Source organism: Mesorhizobium sp. RCAM 06353 (assembly GCF_059683585.1).
Genome location: NZ_CM185031.1, coordinates 1,834,626 through 1,852,354 on the forward strand (window position 1 = coordinate 1,834,626; position 17,729 = coordinate 1,852,354).

Consider the following 17,729-nt stretch of genomic DNA (forward strand, 5'->3'; position numbering starts at 1 on the left):
CGCGGCCGAATCAGGCGGCTGTCGCCAGGAATTCCGGGTTCTGTTTCACCAGCGCGACCTTCAGCTTTTCCATGGCGCGGGCCTCGATCTGGCGGACGCGTTCCTTGGAAATGCCGAGCGTCTCGCCGAGCGCTTCAAGCGTTGCGCCCTCATCGTTCAGCCGGCGTTCCTCGATGATCCTGAGTTCCCGCGCGTTGAGCGCGTGAAGGGCCTCTTTCAGCCACAGCGAGCGACGTGCGACATCGATCTTGTCGCCGACAATCTCGTCGGGAAGGGGATCGTCCGAGACCAGGAAGTCCATCCGCTCGGTGGCGCCGGCATCGTCGCCAAGCGGCATGTTGAGTGAGGAGTCAGGCGCCGACAGCCGTGAATCCATCATCGCCACGTCAGCCTCGGAGACGCCAAGCGCGACCGACACCTCGCGGTAGAGGGTTGTGTTGGAAAGCGGCTCCGCGCCGTTCGCCAGCCGGGCACGCAACCGTCGCAGATTGAAGAACAGGGCTTTCTGCGCCGAACTGGTGCCACCGCGCACGATCGACCAGTTGCGCAGGATGTAATCCTGCATCGAGGCGCGGATCCACCAGGTTGCATAGGTCGAAAACCGCACTTCGCGCTCGGGCTCGAAGCGGGCGGCGGCCTCGAGCAGGCCGACATGGCCTTCCTGGATCAGGTCGCCGAGCGGCAGGCCGTAGTGGCGGAATTTGGAGGCCATGGAAATGACCAGCCGCATATGGGCGACGGTGATGCAGTGCAGCGCGTTCTGGTCGTTGTCTTCCTTCCAGAGCAAGGCCAGCCGATGTTCCTCGTCCCGTTCGAGGTAGGGCGCCTTCATCGCCGCGCGGACCATGATCCGTCCTGCCGTGTCTTCCATCATGAGGCGCTCCCTGGCTCAGGCGATATGACTGACGTTACGAACTTGGCAGGGCACCGGTTGAAATCGCGGCGTCGCGCCCTAGAACAGCCAAAACTGCCATGCGCGAGAAAGGTTCCGCTGGCGCGCGGCGGCGAGCGGTGCTGGCCGGGCGATTTTGAAATCGTTCCCCGGGGCTTCAGACGCTGCGAGAAATCCCTTTCAGAGAATTTGGTTTCAGAAACTCTTTGTTTTTGAAATCTGGTTCCTTATTCTTTCGGCCCGCATCTGTCATTTTCCAGCCCTCACAACAGGCCTGACATAGGCTAAGGACGGGATCACAAAAAAATGAAATGGCTCAAATCGCTTATCGTCGCCGGAACGCTGCAGGCCCTGGCGGTCACATCGGGCCACGCCGGCGCGAATCTCGATCAGATCAAGCAGGCAGGCACCCTCAAGGTGGGCACCGAGGGCACCTACGCGCCCTTCACCTTTCATGACGCTTCCGGCACGCTGGTCGGCTTCGATGTCGAGATCGCCAAGGCAATCGGCGACAAGCTCGGCGTCAAGGTCGAGTTCCTCGAAGGCAAGTGGGACGGGCTGATCGCCGGTCTCGATGTCAGCCGTTATGACGCCGTCATCAACGAAGTCGGCATCACCGATGCCCGCAAGGCCAAGTATGATTTCTCCGATCCCTACATCGCCTCAAAGGCTGTGCTGATCGTGCGCGGCGACAACACCGACATCAAGACCTTCGCCGATCTCAAGGGCAAGAAGTCGGCGCAGTCGTTGACCTCGAACTTTGGTAAGCTGGCTGAGACGAACGGCGCCGAACTGGTCGGCACCGATGGCTTCGACCAGTCGATCCAGCTGCTTTTGACCGGCCGCGCCGACGCTACGATCAATGACAGCCTATCGTTCCTCGACTTCAAGAAGCACAAGCCCGACGCCAATGTGAAGATCGCGGCGCAAGAGGAAAACGCCGACTATTCCGGCGTCATCGTGCGCAAGGGCGATCCGGAACTGGTTGCCGCCATCAACAAGGCGCTGGCCGACATCAAGGCCGACGGCACCTACAAGAAGATCGCCGACACCTATTTCGGCCAGGACGTTTCGAAGTAATTTTTCTTGAGGTGGGCCGGTTGCCGGCCCTACCGCGTATCCAGCGGCGAGCGTCTTTGACGGCTCGCCGCGTTTGTCGTGATATGGCGCCCGCATCCGACCATTCATTCTGGAGGCCTTTCGTGCCGCACTGGCTGCAACTGATGCTGGAGTCGCTGCCTTCGCTGCTCTGGGCCGCTCTGATCTTCACCGTCCCGTTGACGCTGCTGTCCTTTGTCCTCGGCTTGACGGTTGGCCTGGGGGCAGCACTCGGCCGGCTGTTCGGACCGAAGCCGCTGGTCGCGCTGGTGCGCTTCTATGTCTGGATCTTCCGCGGCACGCCGCTTTTGGTGCAGCTGTTCCTGATCTTCTATGGCCTGCCGTCGGTCGGCATCCTGCTCGACGCCTTCACGGCGGCATTGATCGGCTTCACGCTGAACATCGGTGCCTACACGTCGGAAATCATCCGCGCGGCGATCGGCTCGGTGCCGAAAGGCCAGTGGGAAGCCGCCTATTCGATCGGCATGACCTGGAGCCAGGCGATGCGGCGCACCATCCTGCCGCAAGCCGGCCGCGTCGCGGTGCCGCCGCTCTCCAACACCTTCATCTCGCTGGTCAAGGACACGTCGCTGGCCGCCGCCGTCACCGTGCCGGAGATGTTCCAGGCGGCGCAGCGCATCGTCGCCACCACCTATGAGCCGCTGATCCTCTATGTCGAGGCGGCGATCCTCTATCTGGCGCTGAGCTCGGTGCTGTCGGCCCTGCAGACGCGGCTGGAAACCCGGCTCAATCGCTATGGCGGCTTCCTGGAGGCACGCTCGTGATCGGCCTCAGCAACATCGAAAAGCGCTTCGGCGACAATCTCGTGCTGAAGGGTGTCACCGTTACCATCGCCGAAGGCAGTGTCACGGCCCTCGTCGGCCCCTCGGGCGGCGGCAAGAGTACGCTTCTGCGCTGCATCAACCTGCTGGAGATACCCACCTCAGGAACCGTGCGCATTGGCGACGAGACGCTCGAGTTCCGCCCAGGCGGCAAGGTCTCGGCCCGCGACATCCAGCGCCTGCGCCTGCAGACCGGCATGGTGTTCCAGAACTTCCAGCTGTTCCCGCATCGCACGGCGATCGAGAATGTCATGGAAGGGCTGGTGACGGTGCTGAAATGGTCGCCTGAGAAGGCGCGCGAGCGGGCGCTCGCCCTGCTGGAAAAGGTCGGCATGGCGCACAAGGCCGATGCCTGGCCGGCGACGCTGTCAGGCGGCCAGCAGCAGCGCGTCGCGATCGCCCGGGCGCTGGCGCCGTCGCCAAAAGTGCTGCTCTGCGACGAGCCGACTTCGGCGCTAGACCCGGAACTGGCACAAGAAGTGGTCGACGTGCTTGGCAAGCTCGCCAGCGAGGGCACGACCATGGTGATGGCGACGCATGATCTGCGCCTCGCCTCCAAGATCGCGCAGGAAGCGGTGTTCCTCGATGCCGGCGTCATCGTCGAGAAGGGGCCGTCCGCCGTGCTGTTCGGCAATCCGGAGCAGCAACGGACGAAACGCTTCATCGCGACGCTGAAGCAGGAGGCGGAGAAGGAGGGCGGCAGCCAGGCGTAGGCGCGGCCCTTGCTTCGCCTGTCCGAAAAACAAAAAACCCGGCGCGAGGCCGGGTTTTTCAAATCCAGAGGCGAAAGAGATCAGGCAGCTTCTTCCTGCTCGGCTTCCTCATTGTCGGCCTTGGCGCCGCGCTTAGGGCCCTTGTTGAGGTTGACCTCGATCAGGCGCACGGCTTCGGTTTCCGACATGCGGTTGACGGCCGCGATTTCGCGGGCCATGCGGTCGAGTGCCGCCTCATAGAGCTGGCGCTCGGAATAGGACTGCTCCGGCTGGTTGTCGGCGCGATAGAGGTCACGCACGACTTCCGAGATCGAGATCAGGTCGCCCGAATTGATCTTGGCATCATATTCCTGGGCGCGGCGCGACCACATGGTGCGCTTGACGCGGGCACGGCCCTGCACGACCTTCAGCGCGCGCTCGACATAATCCTCTTCCGACAGCTTGCGCATGCCGATGGAGGTCGCCTTGGCGACCGGAACCTTCAGGCGCATCTTGTCCTTCTGGAAGTCAATGACGAACAGTTCAAGCTTGTGGCCAGCCACTTCCTGCTCGTCGATCGACACGATCTGGCCAACGCCGTGCGCCGGGTAGACGATGTACTCGCCGGTCTTGAAACCATGACGCGCACCAGTGGACTTCTTCTGGGGGGTGATCGTTGCCATTACGCCCTGAACTCCTTGTTGTGGTACCGGCGTCCTGCCGGCCCGAACTCGTGCGACCGGGGAAACCGATCGTTAGCCGCACAACAGATGAACCCCACCGGAAAGGCCGGGACCGGCAAACCGCACGAACTGCGACCGCCTGGCCCAGATCGCTCTGGTCCGGAGTGGGATTTTCACCTTTCAGTGATTTGGGGCGTCTGCGCCATAAATCGACGTTGTGTCACCGGCATGTTTCGCTGATGTAACACAAAAAGTCGGAAGAATCAAGGTTTTGCTGCATTCGCGAAGGCCACAGGTCCGCGCCGCCTGTCAAGGCGGTTGATGCGGCAAGGCTCTTACCTAGCGTAATACCGGCTTTTGCCGCCTTGTTGTCAATCGCCTTCGCCGGGCTCGGCGGAGAAGTATTTCTCGAACTTGCCGGCCTCGCCGTCGAAGGTCTTAGCGTCTCGCCGGCGGCTCCTTCTTGGCGGTGATGTTGGGCCATTTGTCGGCATATTCGGTGTTGATCTGTAGCCATTTGTCGAGGCCGGGCTCGGTGTCGGGCTTGATCGCGTCGGCGGGGCATTCGGGCTCGCAGACGCCGCAGTCGATGCACTCGTCGGGATGGATGACGAGCATGTTCTCGCCTTCATAGAAACAGTCGACCGGACAGACCTCAATGCAGTCCATATATTTGCATTTGATGCAATTGTCGGTCACGACATAGGTCATCGATCGGCTCCGGGACGTCCCAGCTTAATGGGCCAGTTTTCTTGGGCTTTTTCCGTGAGGTAACGCCTTTGCCCGTCGCTTGCAAGGGTTGCCATGCCCGACGGCTTCGGCGTTTCCGGAATGGAATTCCAGGCAGCAAGCGCGCCAGGGGCGTGCGATGTCGCGTTGAGCGTCTTGTTTGCCGGGTTCGGTTCCGTCGGGCGTCCGCCGTTGGCCTGGAGATCGCGGCCCCTGTTCCGGTCGGCAAGCCTCAATCTTCGCCATGCAAGCGGTCGGTCTGGCGGCGCTCTCTTTTGGTCGGGCGGCCGCTGCCGGCCTCGCGCAGCGCCGGAATAGCATCGGGAAGCGCCTCGCCCTTGGGTGCGGGCGGCGGCGACATGTCCTCATAGAGGGTGCGGGCTTCTTCCGCCGGGCCGCGCCGGACACCGGCGGCGAGCACCTTCCAGACGAAGATGCGCCGGTCGAGCGTGATGGTCAGGACGTCGCCCGGCTTGACCAGATCGGAGGCCTGCGCTGCTTTGTCGCGATTGATGCGCACCCGTCCGGCGACGACCAGCTTCGCCGCCAGCGAGCGCGATTTCACCGCGCGCGAGAAGAACAGCCATTTGTCGATACGCTGGCGGCCTTCAGCAACCATCGAACCCGAGCCGAGCCTACTTCTTCAACTGGTCGCGCAAGGCGGCGAGCTTGGCGAAGGGCGAGTCCGGATCGAAGCGCACCGGACGTTCCTCGCGCGGCTTCGGCTGGAAGGCCTGCTTTGCGCCGCCCTGGTCGGGGCGACCGCCCTTGCCTTCGGGCCTGCCGCCCTTCCAGTCGGGACGGCCGTCACGGCGCTCGGGACGCTCGCCTTGCGGGCGACCATCGCGGCGCTGTTCGCCTTCGGCCTGCGGCTTGGGCTTGAATTTCGAGCGGTCGAAGCGCGGCTTGCCGGCGCCGTCGCGCCGCCCTTCATGGGCCGGGCGTTCGCCCGGCGTGGCCGCAGCAGGTGCACCGGCGGCATCGGCCGGCGCATTGTTTCGGCCGCGCGCTTGTCCGTTGCGCTGGCGGTTGTTTCGGCCTTCGTGATGGCGCGGGCGCTGTTCGAAACGGCCCTGGCGCCACAACAGGATCGGCTTGGGCGCTTCGGCTTCGGCAGGCGCGCCGGCGGCCGCCTCAGCCACCACGGCGGGTTCGCCCGAAACCGCTTCCGTCGCCGGCGCGGCTTCGAAAACTGGCTCCGCTGCTTCGGCCTCGACAGTTTCGGCTTCCGCTTCTGGCTCGGCAGCAGGTTCAGCAGCCGCTTCGGCGACAGCCTCTGTTGCGGGCTCTTCCGTGACTTCGGCAGGAGCTTCGGTTGGCTCTTCAGCGACAGCGACGGGCTGTGCTGCCGTTTCGGCGATGACCTCGGCCGGCGCTTCGAGGGAGGCCTCGGCGGCAACTGGTTCCGAACCCTCGACTGCTGTCTCCGCGGCCGCATCTGTTGCGGCAGCCTCCGCAGCTCTGGCCTGCTCGGCGCGCGCAGCCTCTTCCGCGGCGCGTTTCGCAGCCACGGCTTCGCGTGCGGCAGTGTCCTGCGCCTCGAGCCGCGCCTTGACTTCTGCCGGCGGCTTCGGCTCGGCGCGGTAGCCCAGGCCTTTCAGGATCTCTTCCATGTCGTCGGCTGTGGCGCCGAGGATCGACATCATCGGCGGCGTCACCATGAAGGACTGGCCATCATAGGCGCCGTCCGGACGCTGGCCGAGGCCGGGTTTCCAGTTGGTCGCCGGACGGATGAGATCCGCCAGCCGTTCCAATATGTCGATGCGCACGGCCCGGCGGCCGAGGTTGCGGTAGCCGGCAAGCTTGTAGAAGGCCTTGTCGAAGGTCGGATCGATGACCACGGACGTGCGGCCGGACGCCAGCGCGTGGACCACGTCGCCGAAACCAGGCTTGTCCTTGCCGTCATTCGTCAGCGCCCACAGCAAGGTCACCAGTCCGGCGGGCGCCGGCTTGATCAGCGCCGGCACGAAGACATGATAAGCGCCGAAGCGTACGCCAAGCCGGCGTAGCGCTGCACGACCCTCCTGATCGAGCGACTTCATCTCCTCGGCGATATCGCGGCGGTTGATGAGGCCGAAATTCTCGACCAGCTGGAAGGCGATGCCACGACCGATGCCGGAAATCTGGTCGGCGTTCTTCAGGTCGACCAGCGGCTTCAATAGACTTTCAATCTGGAAATTGACGAAACGTTCGGCGCGCGCGGCGACCTTGTCGCGCGCCGGGCCGGTCAACTGTTCGTCGGCCAGCAGAACCAGGCGCGGCTTCAGCGCGTCTTCGCCGGAAACCAGCGTCCCGATCGGTGCACCGATCCAGCGCAGTGTGCCGTCCGAGCCAAGTGCGAGGTCGCCATTGGCGCAGGCGCCAAAACGTTCGGCGCGCGCCTCGAATTCGGCGGCCAGCGCTTTTTGCGCGGCCGTGCGCACGGCCTTGGCGTCTTCGCCGCCGGCGGTCTGGTCGGCGGTGAAGCGGAACCCTTGCAACTCGCCGACATGGTGGCCTTCGACAAGAACGGTTCCGGTAGGACTAATTTCGGCTTCAGGCATGGTATTTTCTCTAAGGCGCCGCATGAGGACGGAAGTCCTGCGGTCTACGAAGCGTTTCGTCAACCGCTCATGCAACGCATCCGACAATCTGTCTTCGATTTCGCGCGTCTTTTCCTGCCAGTGTGCCTGATCGGCCAGCCAGCCGGGCCGGTTCGACACGAATGTCCAGGTGCGGATCTGGGCAATGCGGTGCGACAGTGTGTCGATGTCGCCCTCGGTGGTGTCGGCGCGGCGCACCTGCTCGGCCATGTAGTTTTCGTCGACATGGCCATGGCGGGCAAGGTCCATATAGATCGAGGCGATGAGGTCGGCATGCTGGGCGGGCGCGATCTTGCGGTAGTCGGGCAGCGCGCAGGCTTCCCACAGCAGCGCCACGCGCTTGGCATCGGTGGCGAGCGCACGGATGTCCTCGTCGCGGGAGAGGTATTCGAGCGCCTGCGCGTCCACCGCCGGCAGCGCCCGCGTCAGGCCCTCGACCGGCGCGTTGGTCTCGATCGAGCGTTTCAATGCATCCAGACTGGCGAAGTCGAAATGGGCGGTGCGCCACTGCAGCACCTTCACCGGCTCGAAATCATGGCCTTCGATCTTCTTGACCAGGTCTTCGTCGAGCGGGTCGACCTGGCCGGTAACGCCAAAGGTGCCGTCGCGCAGATGCCGGCCGGCACGGCCGGCGATCTGGCCGAGCTCGGCCGCCGTCAGATTGCGGTACTGGTAGCCGTCGAATTTGCGGTTCTGGGCGAAGGCGACATGGTCGAGATCGAGGTTGAGGCCCATGCCGATGGCGTCGGTGGCGATGAGATAGTCGACATCGCCCGACTGGAACAAGGCCACCTGGGCGTTGCGGGTGCGGGGCGAGAGCGCCCCGAGCACGACGGCCGCTCCACCCTGCTGGCGGCGGATCAGCTCGGCGATGGCGTAGACCTCGTCAGCGGAGAAGGCGACGATCGCCGTGCGGCGTGGCAGGCGGGTCAGTTTCTTCGAACCGGCATAGGCCAGATGCGACAGCCTTGGCCGCGTCACCACCGAGACGCCTTTCAGCAGGCGCTGGAGGATACCGTGCATGGTGGCCGCGCCAAGCAGCAGCGTTTCCTGGCGGCCACGCAGATGCAGGATGCGGTCTGTGAAGATGTGGCCGCGTTCGAGGTCGCCGGCCAGCTGCACCTCGTCGATGGCGACGAAGGCGGCGTCGGTCTCGCGCGGCATGGCCTCGACGGTGCAGACCGAATATTTCGCGCCCGGCGGCTGGATCTTCTCCTCGCCGGTGATCAGCGCGACCTTGTGGGCGCCGACCTTTTCGCAGACGCGGCTGTAGACCTCCCTGGCCAGCAGCCGGAGCGGCAGGCCGATGACACCGGTTTCGTGCGCCACCATGCGCTCGATGGCGAGGTGGGTCTTGCCGGTGTTGGTCGGGCCAAGCACCGCGGTCACGTCACGGCCCGACAGGATCAGCGGCTCTGTGTGTTTCGGCTGGATGTTCATCGACCTGGAAATAAGGCTTTCTGGCCTCTGGTTGTCGGGAGCGCACCTCAACTGGCGCGTATGACAGGCGACACATAGGGATTTCGGGCGCGAAGCGAAAGCGGAATGTTCCGCCGTCGGCTCGAAGGCCTCTGTGCCAAGCCCTTAAGCGGCTGCTGATTAAGAGTTGGAACGAGTCTGGAACGAATCGGCGACGAATCAGTGACTCCGACAGATTCAGCTTTTGTTCACGGCTAGATGTGGATTTCGTGACCCTGAGTCTCACCAGATGCTGAATCCCTGAACTGGCCCGTTTTATGCAGGGCGAGCTTAGCCCTTAACCTTTGCCGGGAAACGAGGGAGACGGCGCGATGCTGGTCGCCCAAGATAATGAAATTGTTAATCTTTCTGAACCGGGCGTTAAAGGATTACAGGCGATTCCGGGCCATTAGCGTTAACTTCCGCTCAAAGCCAGAACGAATAGGAGACAAAACAGCGCCGGCGGTATTTTCCCGTTTTGTTCCGCCAATATCTGGTGTTGTGAACAGCTTATCCACCGAGAATTCACAGGCTTGCCCACATGGTTCACACAGGCGGCGCTGCCGCCATTAACCTTTGCGTGCCGGATTGGGGCACATCCCCAAAGTCAATGCGCGTCGTGACCCATAGCGTAGCGTTGCAATACGGGGCCGATGTTTCGGATGATGTCTTCATGGGATAGCGCGACCACCGGCTCAAGCCGTAGCAGGTATCGGCACGTGGCGAGACCCAGCAACTGGCTGGCAACCAGCCCGGCGCGTCGGCCGGCATCCGCCGGGTCACCGATCGAAGCGACCATGGGCCTCACCTGGTTGGCGAAGACATCGCGGACCTTGTCGGCTGCGTGCTCGTTCGAAGCCGCCGAGCGCAGCAGGATTATCATGCCGGGCCCGTTGGCCGGACCTTCCCAGTTCACGAGAAAGCGCCTGATCAGCGTTTCGCCGATAGCGGCTGGATCGATCCGCTGATCGGGCAGTTGCAGGTTCACGACTGCCGCCCTGGCGAACAACTCGTCCTTGCTGTGGAAATAACGGATCACCATCGCCGGATCGATCGAGGCCTGTGCTGCAACGTCTCGGATGGAGGCGCCGTCATAGCCGCGCTCGGCGAAAAGTCGGCGCGCGGCTTCGAGGATTTGAGCCCGTGTACGGTCTGACTTGGTTATTTTTTTCGGCTGATTCTCGGTCATGAAAATGCATATGCCAACACCTGTTGACAAATGCAATGCGGTTCGCTAAAAAGTCAACGATTGTTGATAAATGGAGGTGGGAAAATGCTGCCCGAAAAAACTGAAGTCCTGATCATCGGTGCTGGTCCGACCGGCATGGCGCTGTCCATTGCACTGCACCAGGCCGGTGTCGATCACGTGCTCATCGAGAAGCTTGCGCAGGGCCTGCAGACGTCGCGCGCCGGTGTCATCCATGCGCAAACACTGGAATCGCTCGAACCGCTCGGCGTCACGCAGCGGCTGAGCGAGCTTTCGGTGAAGCTGAAAGATTTTGCCATACGCGACCGAAACAGGGCGCTGCTCAAGCTCGATTTCGGCAAGCTCCCATCAAGATATCCTTACTTGATGATGCTGCCGCAGAATCTGACCGAGCAGGTGTTCGCCGAACGGATCTCCGCACTTGGCGGCACCATTCATCGCGAAGTCGAGGCTGTGGCGTTTGCTCAAGACAGTGACGGCGCGCGGGTGACAGTGGTCGAAAACGGCCAAGAGAAAATCATATCGGCCCGCTACGTCGTCGGTGCCGACGGCATGCAGAGCTTGGTACGCAAGTCGACAGGCATCGAGTTCGACGGCGAGGCCTATGACGGCTCGTTTGTGCTGGCAGACGTCCGTCTCGACTGGCCGGTGGGGCCGACAGAAGGTGTCGCTGTTCTTTGCCCCGGCCGGACTGGTGGTTGTGGCGCCACTTCCGGACGGATCTTATCGTGTCGTCGCGACAATGGATGAGGCGCCGGAGAAACCTGATGTCGCCGACATCCAGGCGCTGCTCGACAGCCGTGGACCGACAACAAAGAGAGCCCGGGTGCTTGGCATCACCTGGAGTTCGCGATTCCGCGTTCATCATCGCCTGGTCCGGTCCTATCGCAAGGACCGGCTGTTCCTGATGGGCGATGCCGCCCATGTCCACAGCCCGGCGGGTGGGCAAGGCATGAACACAGGCATCATCGATGCGGTCGTGCTTGGCCAATTGCTTGGCGATGTGGTGAACGGCGTTCGTTCCGAGTCGGAACTCGACCTTTATGAAACGCTGCGCCGCCCGGCTGCTCAGGAGGTCCTCGACCTCGCGGGCAGGATGACCGACATGGCGCTTGCTCGCAATCCGGTGAAGCGGTTCCTGCGCAATCTGGCTCTGTCCGTGGTGAACCTCAGCCCGCTCCTGAAGCGTCGCATCGCGCTGAAACTGTCAGGACTAAGCCGGGCGTCGCTGGCCCGGCTTCCGGCGCCTTCGGGCAGGCCGGGATCAGTCGCGCCCAGCAAGTCTGAAGCCGGACCCCAGCTGAAACTGGCCGCCTGACAATCGCGATTGTCAGGCGGCCAGGCGGTTGCCGAGCGTCGCGAAGCCTCAGGCGAAGTACTGGCCACCATTGGCCGTGATGGTCGAGCCGGTGATGAAGCCGGCATCCTCCGAAGCGAGGAAGACGACGCAGCGCGCGATCTCTTCCGGTTCGCCAAGGCGGCCAACCGGGATCTGCGGGATGATGCGCTCGTTGAGTACCTTCTCGTCGATCGCCTTGACCATTTCGGTGGCGATGTAGCCGGGGCAGATAACGTTGACGGTGATGCCCACGCGAGCCCCCTCTTGCGCGAGAGCTTTGCTGAAGCCGATGTCGCCGGCCTTGGCGGCGGAGTAGTTGACCTGGCCGGCCTGGCCCTTCTGGCCGTTGATCGAGGAGATGGTGATGACGCGGCCGAACTTGCGCTCGCGCAGGCCGTTCCACAGCGGGTGCGTCATGTTGAAAACACCGGACAAATTGGTGTCGATGACCTCTTTCCACTGCTCGCGGGTGATCTTGTGGAACATGGCATCACGGGTGATGCCGGCATTGTTGACCAGAACCGAGACCGGGCCGAGGTCGGCTTCGACCTGTTTGATGCCGGCGGCGCAAGCGTCATAGTCGGCAACCGACCATTTGTAGACCGGAATGCCGGTTTCGGCCTTGAACTTCGCCGCCGCCTCGTCATTGCCGGCATAGTTCGCGGCAACCGAATAGCCGGCGTTCTTCAAAGCGATCGAGATCGCCGCACCGATGCCACGCGATCCACCCGTGACGATTGCAACCTTGGTCATGCATTTCCCCTTTGATATCACCCTGTTGTCGGGCTTGGCAGGCACTGGATAGGAAACGGGCGGCTCGCGCCGCCCATCTTCATGTTTTTCAGAGTGCTTCGATGCACAGGGCGACGCCCATGCCGCCGCCGATGCACAGGGTGGCGAGGCCCTTCTTGGCGCCGCGACGGCGCATCTCGTAGACCAGCGTGTTGAAGATGCGGGCGCCCGAGGCGCCGATCGGGTGGCCGATGGCGATGGCGCCGCCATTGACGTTGACGATCGACGGATCCCAGCCCATGTCCTTGTTGACGGCGCAGGCCTGCGCCGCGAAAGCCTCGTTGGCTTCGACCAGGTCGAGATCTCCGACCGACCAGCCGGCCTTTTCCAACGCCTTGCGCGAGGCGGGAATGGGTCCGGTGCCCATGATCGCCGGATCGACGCCGGCGGTTGCCCAGGACGCGATGCGCGCCAGCGGGGTGATGCCGCGCCTTGCGGCTTCCGCTTCGCTCATCAGCAGCGCACCGGCGGCGCCATCATTGATGCCGGATGCGTTGGCGGCGGTCACCGTGCCGTCCTTGTCGAAGGCCGGCCTCAGCTTGGTCATGGCATCGATGGTGGCGCCGTGGCGGATGTACTCGTCCTGGTCGACAATGGTGTCGCCCTTCTTGCCCTTGATGGTGAAGGCAACGATCTCGTCCTTGAACTTGCCGGCTTTCTGCGCGGCCTCGGCCTTGTTTTGCGAGGCAAGCGCGAACTGGTCCTGGTCGTCACGGGTGATCTGGAACTGGCGGGCGACATTTTCAGCTGTGTTGCCCATGTGATAGCCGTTGAAGGCATCCCACAGCCCGTCCTTGATCATGGTGTCGATCATCTTGTAGTCGCCCATCTTGACCCCGGCGCGCAGATGCTCGGCGTGCGGCGACAGCGACATCGATTCCTGGCCGCCGGCGATGATTACCTTGGCGTCACCGGTGGCGATCTGCTGCATGCCGAGCGCGATGGCGCGCAGGCCCGAGCCGCAAACCTGGTTGAGGCCCCAGGCGGTGGTTTCCTTGGGCAGTCCGGCGATGATCGAGGCCTGGCGGGCCGGGTTCTGCCCTTGAGCGGCGGTCAGCACCTGACCGAGGATGACCTCGTCGACCTCGGCGGCCTCGACACCGGCGCGCGACAAAAGCTCCCTGATGACGACGGCGCCGAGTTCATGCGCCGGGGTGGCCGCGAAAGCACCGTTGAAGGAGCCGACGGCCGTGCGCGCGGCACTGGCGACAACGATGGAATTGGCAGAGGACATTTTCTTCTCCAGACTTCGAGCTGTCGTGTTTTTGGGCATTGTTGGCGACTTTTCTTGCCCTTTCCATGATCCAAGTCAAACCGGAAATCGGCATGGCGCCCATGCGCCGCAAGCAGGTCGCGCATTGCTGCGCCCGCGGACTGGCCGCTGCTGCGCAGCATATTTTGCCTGCTATGCAGCATTATGTGATCCCGCACTGCACAAACTGCTTGGAATTATGAGGCTTTTGCGCATATCCTCAAAAAAGGGCGCAATCGTTACCGGCTGCTTACTCAGGCGTGCCGGTGTCCGGGGAGGATGCAGATGGCCGCAAAAGACGATCCGATCATTATCAAGAAATACGCCAATCGCCGCCTCTATAATACGGGGACGAGCACCTATGTGACGCTCGAGGATCTGGCCGAGATGGTCAAGAAGGGCGAGGAGTTCACTGTCCAGGACGCCAAGACCGGCGACGACATCACGCATCCGGTGCTGACCCAGATCATTTTCGAACTGGAGAACAAGGATGGGCAGAACATGCTGCCGATCCCGTTCCTGCGCCAGCTGATCGCTTTCTACGGCGACCAGATGCAAATGATCGTGCCGAGCTTCCTCGAACAGTCGATGATCGCCTTCTCCAAGGAGCAGGAGCGCTTCCGCGAGCAGATGAAGGGCGCCATCGGCAAGTCGCCGCTGGACGTGATGAAGATCGCGACGCCGATCAAGGCGCTGGAAGAACAGACGCGCCGAAACATGGAAATGTTCCAGAACGCGATGCGGCTGTTCACGCCGTTCCCGCCAGCTGGCTCCGCGCCGGCCGCGGCTCCGGCTGAGCCAGCCAAGAAGGAAACGCCGGAAAAATCCGACGACCTTCAGGAGCTGAAGAGCCAGATCGCGGCCATGCAGCGCAAGCTCGACACGATGTCGTAAGCTGGGCAGCGGTCAGGCGTGCTCAGGCCAACCCGGCCGTGCCTTATCCGTCGATCGGCATCTGCCACAATTCCCAGATTTCGTCAGCCCGCCCGCCAAGCGAGCGATAGAAAGCCTTGGCCGGCATGTTGGAGTGCAGCACCGTCCACTTGATGGCGGATGCGCCGATGCCGATGGCATGGTCGCGGAGCCGTTTCACAAGGGCATGGCCGACCGACATGCCGCGCGCCGTCTCGGCCACGTAGAGTTCCTTCAGCCACACAACCGGCTTCAGGTCGTAGGTCCACGGGATGAGGTAGTGGACGGCGATGCCGACGACCACGCCCTCCAGCTCCGCAACGAACACGCCGAACCGGGGCGATGGTCCCAACCCATGCGTGATGAGGTCTGCCTCGGTGAGGTGGAACTTGTCATCATAGCCCTCGAAGACGGCCAGCGCCCGCATAAGCGCGAGCACCGCGGCGACATCTTGCTGCTCGAACTGCCGAACCGTGATCGCCGCCATCTGCATGCTTTCCCGTGTCTTCAATGTCGACCATATCGCGTAAACGCTTGCGCGCCAGCCAACGATCAGGCGTGCAAAACACCAGGCTCCTTGCCCGAGGCGAAAGGAAGCTCTTCGTCCTGCCAACCGGTTATGCCGCCGATCATGATCTTCACCGGCAGGCCGAGGCTGGCCAGTTTCAAAGCCGCCCGATCCGCGCCATTGCAATGCGGCCCGGCGCAATAGGCGACGAACAGCGTCCCTGCCGGCCATTGTGCCATCCGCTCCGCTGATATCTCGCGGTGCGGCAGATGCAGCGCGCCGGGTACATGGCGGCGTTCATAGGCTTCCGGCGAACCGACCACATGCAGAAGGACAAAATCCGACTCGCCGCTGCGCAGTGTCGCGGCAACGTCGGAACAGTCGGTCTCGACGGAAAGCCGGCGCAAAAAGTGGTCCTGAGCGATTTCCGGTGATGCCACCGGAGTGTCTGTCACGTAGCTCATTCTCGTATCTCCATGCTGATGCGACGGAGATAAAGCACGAAGCAGGGTGATTGCAGCTGGCAGCTTTGCCATATATCGTCAAGATCATGCCAAATGTGTTGCCCGCCAATCCACGCACTGCCAATCCGCTTGTCGTTGCAATTGCCTATGACGGCTTATGCACCTTCGAGTTTGGCGTGGTGGTTGAAGTCTTTGCCTTGCCCAGACCGGAAATGGGTGAAGATTGGTACCGTTTTGCAGTTGCCGGGATCGATGCCGGTGAAATGCGCGCCTTGGGAGGTGTTCGTATCATTGCCGACGGCGGGACGGACCTGATCGGCCAGGCTGACACGGTGATCGTACCTGGATGGCGCGGAGCAGAGGCTCCGGTGCCGCCTTTGCTGATCGAGGCGCTTCGGAAGGCCAACGCGCGGGGCGCACGCATTCTGTCCATCTGCTCGGGCGTTTTCGTGCTTGCCGCGGCCGGCCTGCTCTCAGGCAAAAAGGCAACCACGCATTGGCGCTACAGTGAGAGATTGAGGGAGCTGTATCCCGACATCACGGTGGTCCCGGATGTCTTGTACATCGATGAGGGAAACGTCCTGACATCGGCCGGCAGCGCGGCGGGCATCGATCTTTGCCTGCACCTGGTGCGGCGCGACTTCGGCACCAAGGCGGCCAATTTGGTGGCGCGCCGCCTGGTCGTGCCGCCGCATCGCGACGGCGGCCAGGCGCAGTATGTCGAGAGTTCCGTTCCCGAGCCACACGAACGCAGCCGGCTCGGGCCGTTGATCGACAGAATGCGCGCGGATATTTCCGCCGACTATCCCGTTGCCATCCTGGCCGGCCTGGCCGGGATGAGCGAGCGGACATTTCTGCGCCGGTTCGCGGCCGCAACCGGCGTCACACCGGCACGCTGGCTGCTGTCGGAACGGCTTTCGCGGGCGCGCACGCTTCTGGAAGACACTGATATGCCGATCGAGCGGATTGCCGAGACCGCCGGATTTGGCGCGGCGGCGACGTTGCGGCATCACTTCCGCCAGCAGTTCGCCACGACGCCCGCCGCGTACCGGGCGCGGTTCGGGACCAACCCCGCCTGATGGCTGGCGACTTCATACGCTGTCAGGGCAACAGTCCCTCATAGCGGCCGCGCGGCCGGATGATGCTGCCGCTCACGATCTGTTCGACCATATGCGCGGCCCAGCCGACGCTGCGTCCAAGTGCGAACAGATGGAACGGTGCATCGCGCGGCAAGCCAAGACTGCGCGTCAGCACGGCCAGGGCAAAATCGATGTTCGGCTGGGCGCCGGTCGCGGCAATGGCTGCAGTTTCCAGCGACCGCAAGGTTTCGTCGGGGTTGCCGATGGCTGCGAGAAGCGCCGTGGCGCGGGGATCGCCCTCGGGATAGAGCTGGTGGCCGAAGCCCGGCAAAGGCCGGTCGTGGCCGAGCCAGCGCCGGATCGCGGCATCGGCGCCGTGCCGCGCCGCGTCCTCGGCGAGCTGCATCACGGCTTCGCCGGCGCCGCCATGGCGTGGGCCGGACAGTGTCGCCAGGCCCGCCAGCAGGCAAGCGGCGGGTGAGGCTCCAGTCGAGGCCGCGACGCGGGCCGCGAAGGTCGATGCGTTGAGCTCGTGATCGGCGAGCAGCACAAGCGCACGCCGGATCGCGTCCGCGCCGCCATCTTCGACCGACCAGCCCCGCGCCAATCGCCGATGCACCGGATCCGGCCCCGCCTCGGCACCGAGGGCACTGGCCAGCACACCGATCGCGCATGCGGCGTCGGCGCACAGCGAGGCGGCGTTGCGGCCGAGCGAAGGCCGGCCCTGGCCGGCCAGCAAAGCAAGCTGCGCAAAGGCCGGGGCACGGCCGGTCTGGCGCGGCGCATCCGGCTGCGGCGCTTCGAAACGCACCGGTTCAGACAAGGCCCAAAGCAGAGCGGCGGTTTCTTCCAGCGTGGCATGGTCGGACAGCGCAGCGGCGTCCCGACCTCGATAGATGAGGTGACCGTGCCAGACGGTCGAAACCGCCGTGACGATCGACGGCTCGCCCCAGGCAATGGCGCTTTCGGCGATCGCCGAGGGGCTGCGTCCGCGCGCCCGGCGGGTTGCGAGTGCTGCGATATCGTCGGCGCGATATTCGCTGCGGCGCGGATCGGCCCGGTCCGGGCGCATGCCGATGCGTCCGCGGCTGACATACGCGTAGAGCGTCTGCGGCCTGACCTTGAGCCTCTCCAGCGCTTCTTCCCGTGACAGCCATTCGGACATTTTTGGCTCTGATATTGATTCTATTGATCAAGATT

General features: G+C 63.4%; 17 protein-coding genes and 1 pseudogene. 7 read left to right on the forward strand and 11 right to left on the reverse strand.

Going from position 1 to position 17,729, the window contains the following annotated elements; translation table 11 throughout:
- Positions 1-10: 10 nt before the first annotated feature.
- Positions 11-874, reverse strand: a complete 864-nt coding sequence (locus tag AC56QX_RS08565; RefSeq protein ID WP_172222882.1) for an RNA polymerase factor sigma-32 — start codon at positions 872-874, stop codon at positions 11-13.
- A 324-nt stretch (positions 875-1,198) separates the two neighbouring features.
- Between AC56QX_RS08565 and AC56QX_RS08570 the strand changes: the two genes are divergently transcribed.
- From AC56QX_RS08570 to AC56QX_RS08580, 3 genes are all read left to right on the forward strand, one after another.
- Positions 1,199-1,972 (forward strand): amino acid ABC transporter substrate-binding protein, encoded by a 774-nt coding sequence (locus tag AC56QX_RS08570; RefSeq protein ID WP_497115224.1) that lies wholly within the window; start codon positions 1,199-1,201, stop codon positions 1,970-1,972.
- Positions 1,973-2,094: 122 nt separating this feature from the next.
- On the forward strand, positions 2,095-2,775 hold the full coding sequence (locus AC56QX_RS08575) for an amino acid ABC transporter permease (RefSeq protein ID WP_497115225.1): 681 nt from the start codon (positions 2,095-2,097) through the stop codon (positions 2,773-2,775).
- A complete protein-coding gene (locus tag AC56QX_RS08580; protein WP_497115227.1) occupies positions 2,772-3,545 on the forward strand; it encodes an amino acid ABC transporter ATP-binding protein in 774 nt (257 codons plus the stop codon). The genes AC56QX_RS08575 and AC56QX_RS08580 overlap by 4 nt, the downstream gene beginning before the upstream one ends.
- A gap of 80 nt (positions 3,546-3,625) precedes the next feature.
- Here AC56QX_RS08580 and AC56QX_RS08585 read toward each other — a convergent pair whose 3' ends face one another.
- The 5 genes and pseudogenes from AC56QX_RS08585 to AC56QX_RS08605 all read right to left on the reverse strand — a co-directional run bounded on the left by AC56QX_RS08585 (position 3,626) and on the right by AC56QX_RS08605 (position 10,165).
- Complete coding sequence (locus AC56QX_RS08585) at positions 3,626-4,207, reverse strand: CarD family transcriptional regulator (protein WP_010911999.1); 582 nt, start codon at positions 4,205-4,207, stop codon at positions 3,626-3,628.
- A gap of 371 nt (positions 4,208-4,578) precedes the next feature.
- Positions 4,579-4,918 (reverse strand): annotated as a pseudogene (gene fdxA, locus AC56QX_RS08590) (ferredoxin FdxA).
- 250 nt (positions 4,919-5,168) lie between these two features.
- Positions 5,169-5,555, reverse strand: coding sequence for an RNA-binding S4 domain-containing protein (locus AC56QX_RS08595; protein ID WP_497115229.1), 387 nt, complete (start codon positions 5,553-5,555; stop codon positions 5,169-5,171).
- 16 nt (positions 5,556-5,571) lie between these two features.
- Positions 5,572-8,958 carry a helicase-related protein gene (locus AC56QX_RS08600; RefSeq protein ID WP_497115231.1) on the reverse strand — a complete coding sequence of 1,129 codons (3,387 nt, stop codon included), beginning with the start codon at positions 8,956-8,958 and terminating at the stop codon, positions 5,572-5,574.
- Between the two features lie 625 nt (positions 8,959-9,583).
- Positions 9,584-10,165, reverse strand: a complete 582-nt coding sequence (locus AC56QX_RS08605) for a TetR/AcrR family transcriptional regulator (RefSeq protein WP_497115233.1) — start codon at positions 10,163-10,165, stop codon at positions 9,584-9,586.
- A gap of 84 nt (positions 10,166-10,249) precedes the next feature.
- Here AC56QX_RS08605 and AC56QX_RS08610 point away from each other — a divergent pair, with 84 nt between their 5' ends.
- Positions 10,250-10,933 (forward strand): FAD-dependent oxidoreductase, encoded by a 684-nt coding sequence (locus AC56QX_RS08610; RefSeq protein ID WP_497115235.1) that lies wholly within the window; start codon positions 10,250-10,252, stop codon positions 10,931-10,933.
- Positions 10,926-11,501: an FAD-dependent oxidoreductase gene (locus tag AC56QX_RS08615; protein WP_497115237.1), complete on the forward strand. Its 576-nt coding sequence runs from the start codon at positions 10,926-10,928 to the stop codon at positions 11,499-11,501. The genes AC56QX_RS08610 and AC56QX_RS08615 overlap by 8 nt, the downstream gene beginning before the upstream one ends.
- 48 nt (positions 11,502-11,549) lie before the next feature.
- Here AC56QX_RS08615 and phbB read toward each other — a convergent pair whose 3' ends face one another.
- Both phbB and AC56QX_RS08625 read right to left on the reverse strand, forming a co-directional pair.
- Positions 11,550-12,275, reverse strand: coding sequence for an acetoacetyl-CoA reductase (gene phbB, locus AC56QX_RS08620; RefSeq protein ID WP_497115239.1), 726 nt, complete (start codon positions 12,273-12,275; stop codon positions 11,550-11,552).
- A gap of 88 nt (positions 12,276-12,363) precedes the next feature.
- Positions 12,364-13,548, reverse strand: a complete 1,185-nt coding sequence (locus AC56QX_RS08625; protein WP_497115241.1) for an acetyl-CoA C-acetyltransferase — start codon at positions 13,546-13,548, stop codon at positions 12,364-12,366.
- A gap of 303 nt (positions 13,549-13,851) precedes the next feature.
- On the opposite strand from AC56QX_RS08625, the gene phaR reads away from it, so the two are divergent.
- Entirely contained in the window at positions 13,852-14,460 is a 609-nt protein-coding gene (gene phaR / locus AC56QX_RS08630; protein ID WP_497115242.1) for a polyhydroxyalkanoate synthesis repressor PhaR, read from the forward strand.
- A 43-nt stretch (positions 14,461-14,503) separates the two neighbouring features.
- Here phaR and AC56QX_RS08635 read toward each other — a convergent pair whose 3' ends face one another.
- Both AC56QX_RS08635 and AC56QX_RS08640 read right to left on the reverse strand, forming a co-directional pair.
- Positions 14,504-14,965 (reverse strand): GNAT family N-acetyltransferase, encoded by a 462-nt coding sequence (locus AC56QX_RS08635; protein ID WP_497115243.1) that lies wholly within the window; start codon positions 14,963-14,965, stop codon positions 14,504-14,506.
- A 65-nt stretch (positions 14,966-15,030) separates the two neighbouring features.
- On the reverse strand, positions 15,031-15,450 hold the full coding sequence (locus tag AC56QX_RS08640; protein WP_497115244.1) for a rhodanese-like domain-containing protein: 420 nt from the start codon (positions 15,448-15,450) through the stop codon (positions 15,031-15,033).
- 86 nt (positions 15,451-15,536) lie between these two features.
- On the opposite strand from AC56QX_RS08640, the gene ftrA reads away from it, so the two are divergent.
- Positions 15,537-16,529 carry a transcriptional regulator FtrA gene (gene ftrA, locus AC56QX_RS08645; protein ID WP_497115246.1) on the forward strand — a complete coding sequence of 331 codons (993 nt, stop codon included), beginning with the start codon at positions 15,537-15,539 and terminating at the stop codon, positions 16,527-16,529.
- 22 nt (positions 16,530-16,551) lie between these two features.
- On the opposite strand, the gene AC56QX_RS08650 is transcribed toward ftrA, so the two are convergent.
- A complete protein-coding gene (locus AC56QX_RS08650; protein ID WP_497115248.1) occupies positions 16,552-17,694 on the reverse strand; it encodes a citrate/2-methylcitrate synthase in 1,143 nt (380 codons plus the stop codon).
- Between the last annotated feature and the right edge of the window lie 35 nt (positions 17,695-17,729).

Coding starts and splice junctions, on each gene's coding strand:
- AC56QX_RS08565 (WP_172222882.1), bottom strand. CDS start 874: ATGATGGAAGACACGGCAGGACGGATCATGGTCCGCGCGGCGATGAAG.
- AC56QX_RS08570 (WP_497115224.1), top strand. CDS start 1,199: ATGAAATGGCTCAAATCGCTTATCGTCGCCGGAACGCTGCAGGCCCTG.
- AC56QX_RS08585 (WP_010911999.1), bottom strand. CDS start 4,207: ATGGCAACGATCACCCCCCAGAAGAAGTCCACTGGTGCGCGTCATGGT.
- AC56QX_RS08595 (WP_497115229.1), bottom strand. CDS start 5,555: ATGGTTGCTGAAGGCCGCCAGCGTATCGACAAATGGCTGTTCTTCTCG.
- AC56QX_RS08600 (WP_497115231.1), bottom strand. CDS start 8,958: ATGAACATCCAGCCGAAACACACAGAGCCGCTGATCCTGTCGGGCCGT.
- AC56QX_RS08605 (WP_497115233.1), bottom strand. CDS start 10,165: ATGACCGAGAATCAGCCGAAAAAAATAACCAAGTCAGACCGTACACGG.
- AC56QX_RS08610 (WP_497115235.1), top strand. CDS start 10,250: ATGCTGCCCGAAAAAACTGAAGTCCTGATCATCGGTGCTGGTCCGACC.
- AC56QX_RS08615 (WP_497115237.1), top strand. CDS start 10,926: ATGGATGAGGCGCCGGAGAAACCTGATGTCGCCGACATCCAGGCGCTG.
- phbB (WP_497115239.1), bottom strand. CDS start 12,275: ATGACCAAGGTTGCAATCGTCACGGGTGGATCGCGTGGCATCGGTGCG.
- AC56QX_RS08625 (WP_497115241.1), bottom strand. CDS start 13,548: ATGTCCTCTGCCAATTCCATCGTTGTCGCCAGTGCCGCGCGCACGGCC.
- phaR (WP_497115242.1), top strand. CDS start 13,852: ATGGCCGCAAAAGACGATCCGATCATTATCAAGAAATACGCCAATCGC.
- AC56QX_RS08635 (WP_497115243.1), bottom strand. CDS start 14,965: ATGGCGGCGATCACGGTTCGGCAGTTCGAGCAGCAAGATGTCGCCGCG.
- AC56QX_RS08640 (WP_497115244.1), bottom strand. CDS start 15,450: ATGAGCTACGTGACAGACACTCCGGTGGCATCACCGGAAATCGCTCAG.
- ftrA (WP_497115246.1), top strand. CDS start 15,537: ATGCCAAATGTGTTGCCCGCCAATCCACGCACTGCCAATCCGCTTGTC.
- AC56QX_RS08650 (WP_497115248.1), bottom strand. CDS start 17,694: ATGTCCGAATGGCTGTCACGGGAAGAAGCGCTGGAGAGGCTCAAGGTC.